Raw genomic sequence first — 13,297 nt, forward strand, 5'->3', positions numbered from 1 at the left:
GATAGTCTGCATCGTCAAGTTTAAAAGGCGCCTTCATGTTTCTCTCGGTATTCGATGTGTTCAAGATCGGTGTCGGGCCGTCGAGCTCTCACACGATGGGGCCGATGACGGCTGCCAACAGATTCCTTGATCTCATCCTTTCCAACGAATGGCCGCGTCCATCCACAGGCGCACAGGTGGCCGCCATCAAAGTCAGCCTGCACGGTTCGCTCGCCCATACGGGCATCGGCCACGGGACGGGCAGGGCGGTTATCCTCGGTCTGATGGGTGAGGCGCCCGACAGGGTCGATCCGGACCGCATGGATGCCATCATCGACCAGGTGGAGAAAAGCGGCCATATCGCGCCCGAGGGACATCCGGCCTATCAGTTTCAGCCGAAGACGGACCTGATCTTCGACAAGAAGCAGCCACTGCCGGGTCACGCAAACGGCATGACCTTCTCCGCCTATGACAAGGACGGCCGGCTGCTCGTTAAGCGCATCTATTATTCCGTCGGCGGCGGCTTCGTCGTCACCGATACCGAATTGGAGCAGATGCGGGCGCGCAAAAAGGCGACGCAGGGTAATTATAAAGTGCCTTATCCCTTCGCGACCGCCAGGCAGATGCTGGAAATGGCCGAACGTTCCGGCCTGTCGATCGCGCAGATGAAGCGCGCCAATGAAGAAAGCCAGCGCAGCCGCGAAGAACTGGACGCCGGTCTCGACCGCATCTGGGAAGCGATGCGTTCCTGTATCGAACGGGGCCTGAAGGTCGAGGGCATCATGCCCGGCGGCCTCAATGTGAAGCGCCGCGCCAAGCATATTCACGACAAGCTGCAGGAGGAGTGGCGCAGCAACCGCGCCAACCCGCTGCTCGCCAATGACTGGCTAAGCGTCTATGCGATGGCGGTCAACGAAGAGAACGCCGCAGGCGGGCGGGTGGTGACGGCGCCGACCAATGGCGCGGCCGGCGTCATTCCGGCGACGATCCGCTACTACGAACATTTCCACGAGGACTGGGACCGGAACGGCATCCACGACTATCTGCTGACGGCCGCGGCAATCGGCGGCATCATCAAGCACAATGCTTCGATTTCAGGCGCGGAAGTCGGCTGTCAGGGCGAAGTCGGCTCGGCAGCCGCCATGGCAGCCGCCGGTCTCGCAGCCGTCATGGGCGGCACGCCGGCGCAGATCGAGAATGCCGCCGAGATCGCGCTCGAACACCATCTCGGCATGACCTGCGATCCGGTCGCCGGCCTCGTGCAGGTTCCCTGCATCGAACGCAATGCACTGGGCGCAGTCAAGGCGGTCACGGCAGCCTCGCTCGCAGTGAAGGGCGATGGCCAACATTTCGTGCCGCTCGATGCCTGTATCGAGACGATGCGCCAGACGGGCTACGACATGAGCGAGAAATATAAGGAAACCTCGACCGGCGGCCTCGCTGTCAACGTCGTCGAATGTTGAGTTTGTGGACGTATGACGCTTTAACCCTTTGTTTTGCGCACGTCGTCATCGTAAAACCGCTGCACACTTTTGCGCGACATGCTTTAGTCGCTTGACGCTGCCGGTCAAAAGGATTTCAACGGCAGCATGGCATTGAATCTGATCAAACTCTGCGTCGGCTGCGACTCGATCGAAGACCTGCGCGAATGGGTGGCCGAGCGTTCGCTGCGGGCCATTGCTGCCGGACAGGAGCCGCATTCCGTCCACACGACACGCATGGTGCCGAAGCGCGTGGAAGAGTTGCTCGACGGCGGTTCGCTCTATTGGGTGATCAAGGGGCAGGTGCAGGCCCGGCAGAAGATTCTCGATATCCAGACATTCACGGACGGAGAGGGCATCGGGCGCTGCCACCTAGTGCTCGGGCCGGAAGTGATCGAAACAGCGGTTCAGCCGAAACGCGCCTTCCAGGGCTGGCGTTATTATCCAGATGACGACGTGCCGCGCGATCTCGACAGTTTCGGTGCCGGCATTGCGGAATTGCCCGCAGATCTTCGCCGCGAGCTGTCGGAACTTGGCCTACTCTGATTGCTTGGTTTTGCGCGTTTACGAACGCAGCTTGCCCATGCGCTCCGCCTGACCTGCATCAACGCAGGCGGAGCACGACCGGCGAATGGCCTTCAGGCGAGGTAATGTGCAGATGGATATGCGCTTCCGGCTGCGAGTAACGCCACGCGCGCGCGCCGTGGCACAGCAACAGATTGATGAGATCACGGGTCTTCGGCGACTTCGCCTTGGGGCGCTGCAGGCCGATTTCGGCAAGACGCAGCGCTGCCTCATGCAGCGGATGCAAGCCGGAGCGGCCCTTGTTGACCGTCCGGCGCCCCGCAGGCGCATTTGGAATATTCTCATTGATCGACATCATCTTCCTCGTACGCAATACAGATCGAACTAGGATCGACTGTCGGCGGCGCGAACACCGCAGCCGACAGGCAGGAGCGCCGCCAAATCAGTCATAGGCAGCGCCGGATATCTCATTGGGCAGCAGCCCAGCACTTGACGCCGGCCTTCTTAAGGGCCTTGCAGGCGTTGACAGCATCACGCTGGTCATCGAATCCGCCGAAGCGGGCGCGGTAGACCTGGTCGCCGCCATTGGCAAAAGCGACAGCGAAAGGCTTGGCGGAATTCAGTGCCTTGCCGCCCTTGGCCTTGGCGTCCTGAAGAAGATCCATCGCCGCTTCACGGCTGGAAGACACACCGATCTGAACAACCCAGCCAGACGGCTGCGGCACTTCTCTGGCGGCAACATCCTTGGCAGGAGCCGGCTTGGTGGAAGCCGTGGTCAACTCGTCAACCGAGGTGTCACCCTGTTCCGGCGGCACGTAGGCAGATGCCGGCTTCTGAATAGAAGCCTGTTCCTGCTGCTTGATCGCGACGGTCTTGACCTTGGTCGGGGACGGCATCGGCTGCGCAAGGAGAGGATTATTGGTCTTGGGTGCTGCGGTTTCCGCATAGGCAACCTCGGTGCCGGCAGCCTGATAGCGGCTGTCGGGAAGCGGGCCTTTGTGCGGCAAGCCGACATCGGCCGCGGCCGCGGCCGCGACCGGCGACTGATCGACTGCGACCGTCTTCTTTTCCGCCACCTGGGCGATCTTGGCAGGAGAGACCGGTGCAGGCGTTTCGATCATCTCAGGCATCGGCTTCGACTGGGCAACGTAGGTACCGCCGCTGGTGGAGGCCTTTGGCAGATAGTCGGCAAGCAGCCGACGCATCTGCGCGTCGCGGGCAGGGGTGGAGGCACCACCGAGAACCACGCCAACGATCGACTTGCCGTCGACCTGCAGGGAACTCACCAGATTGAAGCCAGCCGCGCGGGTATAACCGGTCTTGATGCCGTCGACGCCGCGAACGGAGCCGACGAGACGGTTATGGCTGCGGATCACGCGGTTGCCGAACTTGAAGGCGCGTGTATTGAAATAACCGTAATATTGCGGGAAATGTTGACGAAGGGCGATGCCGAGACGGGCCTGATCGCGCGCCGTCGTCATCTGCGCGGTGTTCGGCAGCCCGTTGGCATTGCGATAGGTGGTGCGCGTCATGCCGAGCGCATGAGCCTTGGCGGTCATCATCTGGGCGAAGCGATCTTCGGAGCCGCCAAGCAGTTCGCCGAGCGCGGTCGCGGCATCATTGGCAGACAGCGTGACGAGACCAAGAATGCCTTGCTCGACGGTGATCGTGCCGCCTGCGCGCACACCGAGCTTGGTCGGCGCCTGGGCAGCAGCGCGTGCGGAGAAAGGCACGGGCGTGTCGAGACGAATGCGACCCTGCTCAAGGGCTTCGAAGGTCATATAGAGCGTCATCATCTTCGTCAGCGATGCCGGATATTGAAGACGGTCGGCATTCTCGCTGTAGAGAACATTTCCCGTCCGCGCATCGACGACAATGCCGGCATATTTAGGATTTGCAGCTTCCGCTTCGGCACTGACCGAGTCGACCGCGACGATCGCGATAGCCATCGAGAGGATCGTCAGCACCTTTGCGAGGAAACTGGCAGACCGCGGCGATGATACGGAGGAAATTGACCTTGACACTATTCCACTCTTCGCTTGCATTTCGGATATTCGACGGGCTACGCACCCCCTGTCGCGCAACCGGCTGACCTGAAAAACTACAGGTTCGGCGTTACCAATCCGTTTATGATGAATCTTTTCTTCAGACATTGGGCGGGATTTTAGCTAGATGTCGCAGACTGGCTCACGAGCCGGGTTTCCACAAAGGTCGTGATCGCGGCATCAATATGGTCCCAGTCAACCAAATGACGGCTTGAGAACCGGTAGAGCACACTTAAATCTTTGCCCACTTTGATATCGCGCTGGCAATCTCCGCTGCTCGCCATTTCCGCCGAAGAGGGCAGGACGCAGCGCACAACATAATCGGCCGCACCTTGACGCGGCGCGGTCAGCAGAGCCTCGCCGTTATAGCCTGCATCGGCACGCAAACGATGCAGCGTCAAGCCATGCGCAAAGGGTTCCGGCGCGCCATCCATCAGATGCGAGTAGATCGGCTCCAGCCGCCCCGACATATCGCGCGACATCGTGCCCTGCGTGATCTGCAGGAAAATCAAGCCAGCCGATTGAGCAATATCGTCGAAACGCTGACGGGTGTCTTTGCCGTAACCCTGCATTTCCGGCCAAGTGAGGTAGAGATCGACACGCTCGGCCGCGCCGTCATGCCGTTCGCTGGGGAAGCGAATCGTGTTGGCGGGCAGGCCGACCGTATCGCGGCCGATGGTCAACGTGATCGTGGCTATGTTTTCCGTATTGCCGGCAAGCGAGATATGCCGACCGAACCAGCGGCCGGCGATGCTGATCGCAATCGTCAACAGGGCAAGGACCGCAATCGTCGCAGTGGCACGGATGAGGAAGCGGGTCGAAAGAAGGGGCTGCTCGTCAGGATGGCCCACAGCGGAATGGCTCATCGTCGTCCTCGGATAGCGGGCCGCCGTAAGAATAACGCGAGTCGTCGGTGCCGGTGATGAATCTCTAGGGAAGGATGGGATGGAGGGGTTAACGGGCCGTTAACTCAACTAAACGTACGTGCCACAAAAGAAGCGAGCCGTCCCCGGGACAGCGGGAACGGCTCTGAGCACCGGTCGGGACGGGGATGCGGGGACTGACCGGGGCCGGTATGCCTGTTACTTGACGCTACCGACAGCGACGGCGCGGCCGTCCTGCAGCTTCGTCCAGCGGGCCGGATCGTCGGCGGACTGGCGCTTCAGGTAGGTGTATTCGGTATCCGACCACAGCAGCACTTTGTTGCGCATATTGTCGAGAATGAAGTCACCGTGATCGGTGCGGACCGTCAGCACGGCATGGCCTTCGCCATTCGGCTGCAGCACGACAGTCATCAGCGTATCTGATGGAGAGAAGCCGGCATCGATCAGCATCTTGCGCTTCAGAAGGGCGAAATCCTCACAGTCACCGGCCGTCTTCGGATAAGCCCAGCGCTCTTCGACACCGTAGATTTCCATATCGGTCATCGGCTGGATCGTCGAATTGACGGTGTAGTTGATCTTGAGAATTTCCTTCCAGCGATCCTCCGTCAGGATCGCCGGACCGGCGTCGCCGCCGGCATAGGCGCATTCGCTCGGATTGGCCTGGCAGAATTCATAGTGCCCGATCGGCGGGCTCGCATTGCCTGCAAGCGTCATGCTGGCGGGTGATGCTGCCTGTCCTGCGCCCACCATTGCCATTGTCATGCCAAGGGCCAGAAGCCCGCCTCTCAGAAGGTTTCGAATTGACATTATCGTCTCCCCGTTATGAGGACGACAATGGCACGGACGTTTTTATCTCACGCAAAATTACGCAATTAAATTAATGGCTTAGTTTATTCAAATGCGCAACGAACTTGATTCAAATGAAGCTCGAATACGCCTAAAATTAAAGATGCATTCGGCTCAAATTCGATTAAAATTGAAGGAATAGGAAAAAGGCTTTCTGCCCCGAAATGCCCGGAAAACGCACGGGCCGTTAACGATCTCCGACAAGCCGAGCAAATTTCCACGATGATCGGCGGCGGAAATGGCAGCTGGCGCAAAGCCGGCTGAAGCTCATACAAGGACGGGATCGCTGTTCTGGAAACCGATTCCAGCTCATCTTCGAATTTGCGGCCGAAAAAATAATTTCGTCAGAGATCGCGAAATCTGTTCGTCGCTGCGACGATCGCCGCGGCAATGTCGGCGTTTGCGGTCGAATGAGCCGCCTTCGGTAGCACCACGAGCTCCACTCCCGGCCATACGCGCGCAAGTTCCCACGCGGTGACAAGCGGCGCCTCCATGTCCCAACGTCCATGGATGAGGATTCCCGGGATGCCGGCGAGGCGACCGGCGTTCTTTAAGAGGATGCCATCTTCCAACCACGCGCCCTCACGGAAATAATGGGTGGCGATGCGGGCACGAGTCAGGAGATAACGCGGATCGGACCAGCGCCGCGGCAGGCCGGCAGGATCGGCAAGCAGAATAGTGGCCGCCTCCCATTCATGCCAGTCGCGCGCCGCCTTCAGCCGTACCTGCTCGTCGGGATCGTTGAGCAGCTGATGATAGGCGTTCACCCGGTCAAGCTCGCGGAGTTCTGGTGGTAACGCTTCGCCGAAATGGTACCATTCCTCGGGAAAGAGCGGCGCCATGCCTCGATACAGCCAATCGATCTCGGAACGCCGTGTCGTGGTGACGCCTGCAATGACGATACAGCCTACATGATCAGGGTGGGATTGCGCGTAGGCAAGCGCCAGCGTCGAGCCCAGGAATTTCCGAAGATGATCCACTTTTCCACGCCAAGGAGGCTGCGCAGCCTCCTTATGTCCTCAATGAGATGGGCGGTCGTGTTGCGGGAGAGGTCGGCCGCGACGTCAGCGGCATTTGGCAGGCTGCGTCCGCAATTTCGCTGGTCGAAGAGGATGATACGATAGGCGGATGGGTCGAAATAGCTGCGCGCTGCGGCGGAGCAGCCGGACCCTGGTCCGCCATGCAGAACGAGTGCCGGTTTGCCCGCCGGATTGCCGCAGGCTTCCCAGTAGACGAGGTTACCATCGCCGGTATCGAGCAGGCCATGTTCGTAAGGTTCGATTTCAGGAAACAGGACTGACATGACCGTGCTTTCATCGAGGGCGTGCTATATTCTTCAGGTCTGTTACGGATAGATGAAGGAAGTGCGATCGCACGGCATCTGCCACACAGGATGCATTGGATTTGAGAATTATTCCTCTTATACGCGAAAATATCAGCCGGTTATGGGATTGAAACCGGCATTTTTCAGAGGGTGTCGGAAATGCCTGTGCAACATAGGCATCCTAGCAGCGCCGCAGCATCGTCAGAAATCGCTGCTTTCCGACCATGCGTCGATTGGAAAAGCAAGAAAGCTTTGGTGTCCAGATGGGCGGGTGGCGCTCTGGTCGGGAAGGATCTAAAGGAATTCGCGCAGTGTTTCGCGCGACTGGACTGACAGAAACTCGATCGCAACACCTTCCGAGAAGTGGCGAACGACGCGACCGCGCATGTTACCGAGACGAACGGGCGTGCCGAGCGGCGGACGCACTTCGCAATCGATAGCAGCGCCCGAGAGCGAAAGGTCCATGATGCGGCAGGTGTAGCGGGTGCCGTCATCGAGAGTGAGGTCAGTCCTGGTCTCGCGCGGGGTCAGGCGATCATGGCGGCGATCCTCGGGCAGGCCGAGCTCGTGCTTGTTGGCAAGCCAGGTGAGCTGGGCCGCGAGCTTCTCGCGCTTGCGCTCGGTGGCGTTGATCGACATGGTGAAACCGCGCATATCGACCGTCTGTACATGGCCTTCGACGCGGCCGAGATGGTCGATATAGGCGACGACGCGTTCATTGGCGCGCGGGCGGCCGGAGCAGGTGACGTACATGTCGCCGGGCGACATATCGATCACCATGCACTCGAATTCCTCGTAATTTGCGAGCATCAGACGGCCCTGCATATTAATAGGCACGCGCTGGAATATTCCCTGTTCAGGGCGCGGCGCAGGTCGGTGCGTCTGAGCGGGCTGGAACGAGTGCATCAAAGGGCTTCTTCATGAAATCGCTAGACTCAATCCTTACCCGCAATCCATTAATAGAAGGTTGTAGAAACAACCGCCGTGTAACCCCAAAGCACTACGTCGGCGAGCCGAAATGGCACAGTCAGCGAGCGGTTGCCCCATTCAGAAAATGCGACATGGCACGCAGCATCGTCCGACCGAAGGTCGAGTGTTGTTCGGTAGCGACCGCGACGGGACGACGGGGCTCAATAGGCATCGTGCGACCGAACGTCTCGTTCAGCAGGCGACTGCGGTCGAGGGCGAGAAGCTCCAGCGGCACGATCTCAAGCCAGGTTGCAGCAACGGCAGGCGTAATGGCGCCGAGCAGGCGGCTACAGCCGCCTTCGGGCGAACGCAACGGCATCATGATGATCTCGAAGGCCGCATGATGGCCGGCGGTGCTGTAGCCGGTTGCATTGAAAAGCGTTGGGATGGCGTGATCCATGACGCCAGCCGCCGTTCTTTCGATATCCTGATGCTGACCCTTGGCCCACAGAGCGGCGAAACGCTCGCCGCCCAGATCGCGACCGAAGAGATCGCAGATCTTCGTTCCGGCAAGACGGAAGCGGATATGCCGGTCTGCCTCGGTCTCCAAAATGAAGAGACTCGACAGAAGGTGACGGATCGCGCCGGGCTCGATCTGCGATTTCAACGGCGCGTCCTGCTCGCCGCGCAGGGCATTCCAGTAGTCGAATATGTCGATCGTGGTCCGGAGGCGCATGACACTGTCTCATTTCGGTTCATTGGCGGGCGGTTTTCGCCCCTTCTCCTCTTACCTTGCGGATTTCATGCCAAATCAGGTGAGTTAAGGTTAAGAAAGGGTTCTGCTTGAGTGCGGACCGCCGCCATGAGACCGTTCCGCCATCACTTCGACCAGTGATGTTTTGCACGCAACTGCCAGGGAAGGGGGCAACCTCGGGGAACCCAGGCAAGCCGTCCGGCCAAATCCGGACGGCTTTTTTTTTGAAGGCCGCTCCTGTATGGCTGAGGCCTCCAACGAGGCGAGAAGAGCATGAACGAAAAGATGTCCGGGCCTGATCAGGCATTTCAGCCTACGCAGCCCGAACCCCCGGCCCGGCCGCCGCGCCAGCCGGTCTTCAATCTTCCGCCGGCGCTGCTTGCCACGCTCCTGCTGTTGGTCCTGACCTACGCCGGACAGTCGCTGCTATCTCCCGACGGGCTTTCCTGGTTCCTGTTCAATTTCGGGTTCATTCCGCTGCGCTATGCCGTCTCGCTCGCGGAGCAGGGGCCGCAGCTCTACTGGACGCCCGTCACCTACTCGCTGCTGCACGGAAGCATCGAACACATCGTCTTCAACGGCCTCTGGCTGATGGCCTTCGGCGCGCCCGTCGTACGCCGCATCGGCACCTCCCGCTTCATCATCTTCTGGATCCTTTCCTCTACCGCTTCGGCGGCATTGCATGCGGCGCTGAACTGGGGAAGCGAGGGGCTGCTCATCGGCGCATCGGGGGTGGTTTCAGGCCTGATGGGCGCGGCCTGCCGCTTTGCATTTCCCTCCGGGCGACAGATCTTCGGCCCCGCGCACCTCAATCCGCGGCTATCTGTCCTGCAGGCGATACAGAGCCGCACGGTGGTCATCTTCATGCTGCTCTGGCTGGCCGGCAACGCGCTGATTGCGGTCGGAATCCCGCTCGTCGGCGACGGCAGCCAGGAGATCGCCTGGGATGCTCATATCGGCGGCTTCGTCTTCGGCTTCTTCCTTTTTCCGCTCTTCGACCGAAAGCCGCTGGAGGATCAATTCGAAGCGTCTTTCCCCGACGACGAGTTGCAATCCTGACCCAACGAGTGCACCATTGACCTATTCCGCGATGGGAGGAGAGACCGCCGCGGAGCCTGTGTTTCCGACAAGTGTTTCACTTTCGCCATAGGAGGTTCGAATGGCCAGTTCCGTCAAAGCAATACTCGATCTGAAAGGGCGTGACGTCGTCACCACCGGGCCGAACACCACGGTCTTAGAAGCGGCTCAGATTCTCAGCAAGAAGAAGATTGGCGCGATCGTCGTCGTCGGGATGGAAAACAAGATTTCCGGTATGTTCACCGAGCGCGATCTCGTACATGTCATCGCAAAGGCCGGCAAGGACGGGCTCGACCAGACGCTCTCTTCCGTCATGACCTCGAAGGTTCTCCGCTGCAACGAACAGACCTCGGTCAACGAGCTCATGGAGCTGATGACGACAAAACGTTTCCGCCACGTCCCGGTCGAAGCCAACGGCAAGCTTGCCGGCATCATCTCGATCGGCGACGTCGTGAAGTCGCGCATCGCCGAGGTCGAGCGCGAGGCAGAAGAGATCAAGGCTTATATTGCGAGCTGATCTGGAAAATAGGGCTCTGCGTCAGGGGTGTCTGGCGTAGAGTTCCTGCATACGCTGCAGCTCGGGCAGCCTTGCCCGGGCTTCCTCATAGCCACGTTCGATGGCTTCCCCCGCACGATGGAATTCGGACAGGCCGATGTCCGACAGGCGCGGCTGCAGCGAAATATCAGGCGGATCGCCGGCAAGGCGGGCGCGGGCAATACGATCCTGAATGATGTTGAAAGCCTGCACCATGACGCCGGTCATGCCGAGCCTTGCAGCGTAAGGCGCATTCTTCTGCTGCTGCACTTCGGCAGGCGAGAGGCTGGCATTGTGGCGAACGACGGCGGAGCGTCCGTAGAGATCGTAGTTGAGGTTGACGGCGACGACGAGCGGCTGCTCGTAGCTGCGGCAGACGGAAACCGGCACGGGATTGACCAGCGCACCATCGACCAGCGTGCGGTTATTGCTGCGGACCGGCTCGAAAATGCCGGGCAGGGCATAGGAGGCGCGGATGGCCGTGATCAGCGAGCCGTTGGCGATCCAGACTTCGTGACCGGTATTGACCTCGGCTGCGACCGCAACGAAGGGACGGTCGAGGTCCTCGATCGTCAAGCCTTCCAGATGCTCCTGCATGCGCTTGGTCAGCCGCATGCCGCCGAAGAGCCCGGAGCCGCCGATCGTCAGATCGAGAAGGCTCGCGATGCGGCGCATGGTGAGCGAACGGGCGAAATCTTCCAGCTCTTCCAACTTGCCGGCCAGATAGCAGCCGCCGACGAGGGCACCGATCGAGGTGCCGGCAATCATGCCGATTTCGATTTTGGCCTCATCGAGCGCGCGCAGCACGCCGATATGCGCCCAGCCGCGCGCGGCACCGCCGCCGAGCGCCAATGCCAGCTTTGCTTTGTTTTCCGATAGGGATGGAGCGGGGGGAACTGTCGTATCCTGAAGCGCTGCCGTGCCGGAACTCCCGCCTTCGGCGCTTTGACGATGCATATTCCAGCCCAGCATGGCGTTCCTCCCTCCCGGCAGAACACTTGGATCCCTATTAGCCGCTCTCAACCCTTACCAAACTCTATATAGAGGCGGCTTGTGTCGCAATAAGGGGCAGGCGGCCGGGATTTGGGCTATTTCCCGTAGACGTCTTTGGGGTCGAAATGCAGATCGTCATCGATGATCGTCAGCATTGGCTTTCCATCTTCGAGCGTGACGGTGCGGTAGAAGCAGGAGCGGCGGCCGGTATGACAGGTCGCGTCGTGGCCGGCGACCTCGACCTTGAGCCAGATGGCGTCCTGATCGCAATCCGTGCGGATTTCCTTGACAGTCTGAAGATTGCCCGAGGTTTCGCCCTTCTTCCAGATCTTGCCGCGCGAGCGGCTGAAATAATGGGCGACGCCGGTCTGAATGGTGAGCGCCAGGGCGTGCGCATTCATATGGGCGACCATCAGGAGTTCTCCGTCACCGGCATCAGTAACGATGGCCGTGATCAGGCCGCGATCATCGAAGCGCGGCGTGAAATCGCCGGCGTCCTCCAACTCGGATTTATCGTCCGAAGGCTGATTGAAAATCAGTGCACTCATCGCGGCCCTCCTGGGAGGGAGCCGATATCAGCGGCCCCTTACCATTGTCATGAATCGGACCTGGTCGGCCGGTTCAGTCTTGAACGTCCCTGTAAAGGTTGTCGTCAATGTGGTCGAGCCCTGCTTCTGAACGCCGCGCATGGCCATGCACATATGTTCGGCCTCTATCAAAACGGCAACACCGCGTGGACGTAGCGTTTCGTCGATCGCCTTGGCGATCTGCGAGGTCATCGTCTCCTGCGTCTGCAGGCGACGACCATAGATTTCGACGACGCGGGCGATCTTGGAGAGGCCGAGAACCCGACCGTCAGGCATATAGGCGACATGCGCCTTGCCGATGATCGGCACCATGTGGTGTTCGCAGTGAGAAAAGAAGGGGATGTCCTTCACCAACACCATGTCGTCATAGCCGGCCACCTCTTCGAAGGTGCGGCCGAGCACGTCTTCCGGGCTCATCTCGTAACCGGCGAAGAGCTCACGATAAGCCTTGGCGACACGGGCAGGCGTATCCAACAGGCCTTCGCGCGTCGGATCGTCGCCAGCCCAGCGCAGCAGGACGCGAACTGCGTCCTCTGCCTCCTGCTGGGAGGGGCGATCGGATTCACGGGTGGTCTGCGGAAAATTCTTAACGATGGCGTCCATATTCAATGGTCTCCTGGCCCGCAACGCGGACCGTAGTCGGACTAGCCACTGGTACCCCAAGCGGGAATTCTTGCACCTTTGGCAGGTTCCGGGGCTTTCCGAGCTCGTTTCTCGAACCCTTCCGGCACGGTTTCCCAATCAAACTTGTTCGAGACCATTGCATTTGGATGGCCCTCGAACGACATACATATAGGAAGACGACCCAGCTATGTAAGTATTCTGTCGTGAGACTGTGTGTTTTTTGTTTACACGACAATCACATAGCAATTAGCGTCTCTTCAGACGTTTTTGGAGTCAAATCCGTCATGGATGATATCTATAACAGCAAAATCCTCGAATTTGCCGGCAATATTCCTCTGACTGGAACGCTTGAAGACGCGCATGCGAGCGCCCAGGCATATTCCCGACTCTGTGGCTCGAAAGTGCGCATCTGGTTGAAAATGGACGGCGATACGATCAGCGCCTTTTCCCATGACGTGAAGGCCTGCGCGCTCGGCCAGGCTTCCTCCTCGATCATGGCCCGCCATGTCGTCGGCGCAACTGCCGAGGAAGTGCGCAAGGCGCGCGAGGACATGCTCGCGATGCTGAAGGCGGATGGCGAGGGGCCGGATGGACGGTTTGCGGATATGCGCTATCTTCTCCCCGTGCGTGATTACAAGGCGCGTCATGCCTCCACGATGCTGACCTTCGACGCTGTCGTCGATGCCATCGGCCAGATAGAGGCTAACCGTGCGGAAGCCGTCGAGGCGTGAGCT

At 59.8% G+C, this 13,297-nt stretch carries 14 protein-coding genes and 1 pseudogene; 5 read left to right on the plus strand and 10 right to left on the minus strand.

Annotation, left to right across the window (positions count from 1 at the left end; translation table 11 throughout):
• The first annotated feature begins 35 nt into the window (after positions 1-35).
• Together FHX15_RS11475 and FHX15_RS11480 are read left to right on the plus strand one after the other, a co-directional pair.
• A complete protein-coding gene (locus FHX15_RS11475) occupies positions 36-1,442 on the plus strand; it encodes an L-serine ammonia-lyase (RefSeq protein ID WP_184396947.1) in 1,407 nt (468 codons plus the stop codon).
• A gap of 126 nt (positions 1,443-1,568) precedes the next feature.
• Positions 1,569-2,006, plus strand: a complete 438-nt coding sequence (locus tag FHX15_RS11480) for a DUF1489 family protein (RefSeq protein WP_184396949.1) — start codon at positions 1,569-1,571, stop codon at positions 2,004-2,006.
• A gap of 58 nt (positions 2,007-2,064) precedes the next feature.
• Here FHX15_RS11480 and FHX15_RS11485 read toward each other — a convergent pair whose 3' ends face one another.
• The 7 genes and pseudogenes from FHX15_RS11485 to FHX15_RS11515 form a co-directional block, all read right to left on the minus strand.
• Positions 2,065-2,340, minus strand: a complete 276-nt coding sequence (locus FHX15_RS11485) for a hypothetical protein (protein ID WP_184397191.1) — start codon at positions 2,338-2,340, stop codon at positions 2,065-2,067.
• A 112-nt stretch (positions 2,341-2,452) separates the two neighbouring features.
• Positions 2,453-4,030 carry an SPOR domain-containing protein gene (locus tag FHX15_RS11490; RefSeq protein WP_184396951.1) on the minus strand — a complete coding sequence of 526 codons (1,578 nt, stop codon included), beginning with the start codon at positions 4,028-4,030 and terminating at the stop codon, positions 2,453-2,455.
• A 119-nt stretch (positions 4,031-4,149) separates the two neighbouring features.
• Positions 4,150-4,896 carry a hypothetical protein gene (locus FHX15_RS11495; RefSeq protein WP_184396953.1) on the minus strand — a complete coding sequence of 249 codons (747 nt, stop codon included), beginning with the start codon at positions 4,894-4,896 and terminating at the stop codon, positions 4,150-4,152.
• A gap of 216 nt (positions 4,897-5,112) precedes the next feature.
• Complete coding sequence (locus FHX15_RS11500; protein WP_184396955.1) at positions 5,113-5,721, minus strand: transglutaminase-like cysteine peptidase; 609 nt, start codon at positions 5,719-5,721, stop codon at positions 5,113-5,115.
• Positions 5,722-6,104: 383 nt separating this feature from the next.
• Positions 6,105-7,063, minus strand: a pseudogene (gene pip, locus FHX15_RS11505) (prolyl aminopeptidase).
• A gap of 315 nt (positions 7,064-7,378) precedes the next feature.
• Positions 7,379-7,990 carry a PilZ domain-containing protein gene (locus FHX15_RS11510; protein WP_184396957.1) on the minus strand — a complete coding sequence of 204 codons (612 nt, stop codon included), beginning with the start codon at positions 7,988-7,990 and terminating at the stop codon, positions 7,379-7,381.
• Between the two features lie 121 nt (positions 7,991-8,111).
• Positions 8,112-8,729 carry a PAS domain-containing protein gene (locus tag FHX15_RS11515; protein WP_184396959.1) on the minus strand — a complete coding sequence of 206 codons (618 nt, stop codon included), beginning with the start codon at positions 8,727-8,729 and terminating at the stop codon, positions 8,112-8,114.
• A 291-nt stretch (positions 8,730-9,020) separates the two neighbouring features.
• Between FHX15_RS11515 and FHX15_RS11520 the strand changes: the two genes are divergently transcribed.
• Positions 9,021-9,806, plus strand: a complete 786-nt coding sequence (locus FHX15_RS11520) for a rhomboid family intramembrane serine protease (RefSeq protein ID WP_184396961.1) — start codon at positions 9,021-9,023, stop codon at positions 9,804-9,806.
• Positions 9,807-9,906: 100 nt separating this feature from the next.
• Positions 9,907-10,341, plus strand: a complete 435-nt coding sequence (locus FHX15_RS11525) for a CBS domain-containing protein (RefSeq protein WP_184396963.1) — start codon at positions 9,907-9,909, stop codon at positions 10,339-10,341.
• A gap of 21 nt (positions 10,342-10,362) precedes the next feature.
• Here the strand turns inward: FHX15_RS11525 and FHX15_RS11530 are convergent, their stop codons facing one another.
• The 3 genes from FHX15_RS11530 to folE all read right to left on the minus strand — a co-directional run bounded on the left by FHX15_RS11530 (position 10,363) and on the right by folE (position 12,542).
• Positions 10,363-11,331: a patatin-like phospholipase family protein gene (locus FHX15_RS11530; RefSeq protein WP_184396965.1), complete on the minus strand. Its 969-nt coding sequence runs from the start codon at positions 11,329-11,331 to the stop codon at positions 10,363-10,365.
• A gap of 116 nt (positions 11,332-11,447) precedes the next feature.
• Positions 11,448-11,900 carry a phosphoribosyl-AMP cyclohydrolase gene (gene hisI, locus FHX15_RS11535; protein ID WP_184396967.1) on the minus strand — a complete coding sequence of 151 codons (453 nt, stop codon included), beginning with the start codon at positions 11,898-11,900 and terminating at the stop codon, positions 11,448-11,450.
• Between the two features lie 27 nt (positions 11,901-11,927).
• Entirely contained in the window at positions 11,928-12,542 is a 615-nt protein-coding gene (folE, locus tag FHX15_RS11540) for a GTP cyclohydrolase I FolE (protein WP_184396970.1), read from the minus strand.
• Between the two features lie 305 nt (positions 12,543-12,847).
• Here folE and FHX15_RS11545 point away from each other — a divergent pair, with 305 nt between their 5' ends.
• On the plus strand, positions 12,848-13,294 hold the full coding sequence (locus FHX15_RS11545) for an iron-sulfur cluster assembly scaffold protein (protein WP_184396972.1): 447 nt from the start codon (positions 12,848-12,850) through the stop codon (positions 13,292-13,294).
• Positions 13,295-13,297: the final 3 nt, after the last annotated feature.

The organism is Rhizobium sp. BK650 (genome assembly GCF_014195325.1).
GTDB lineage: Bacteria > Pseudomonadota > Alphaproteobacteria > Rhizobiales > Rhizobiaceae > Rhizobium.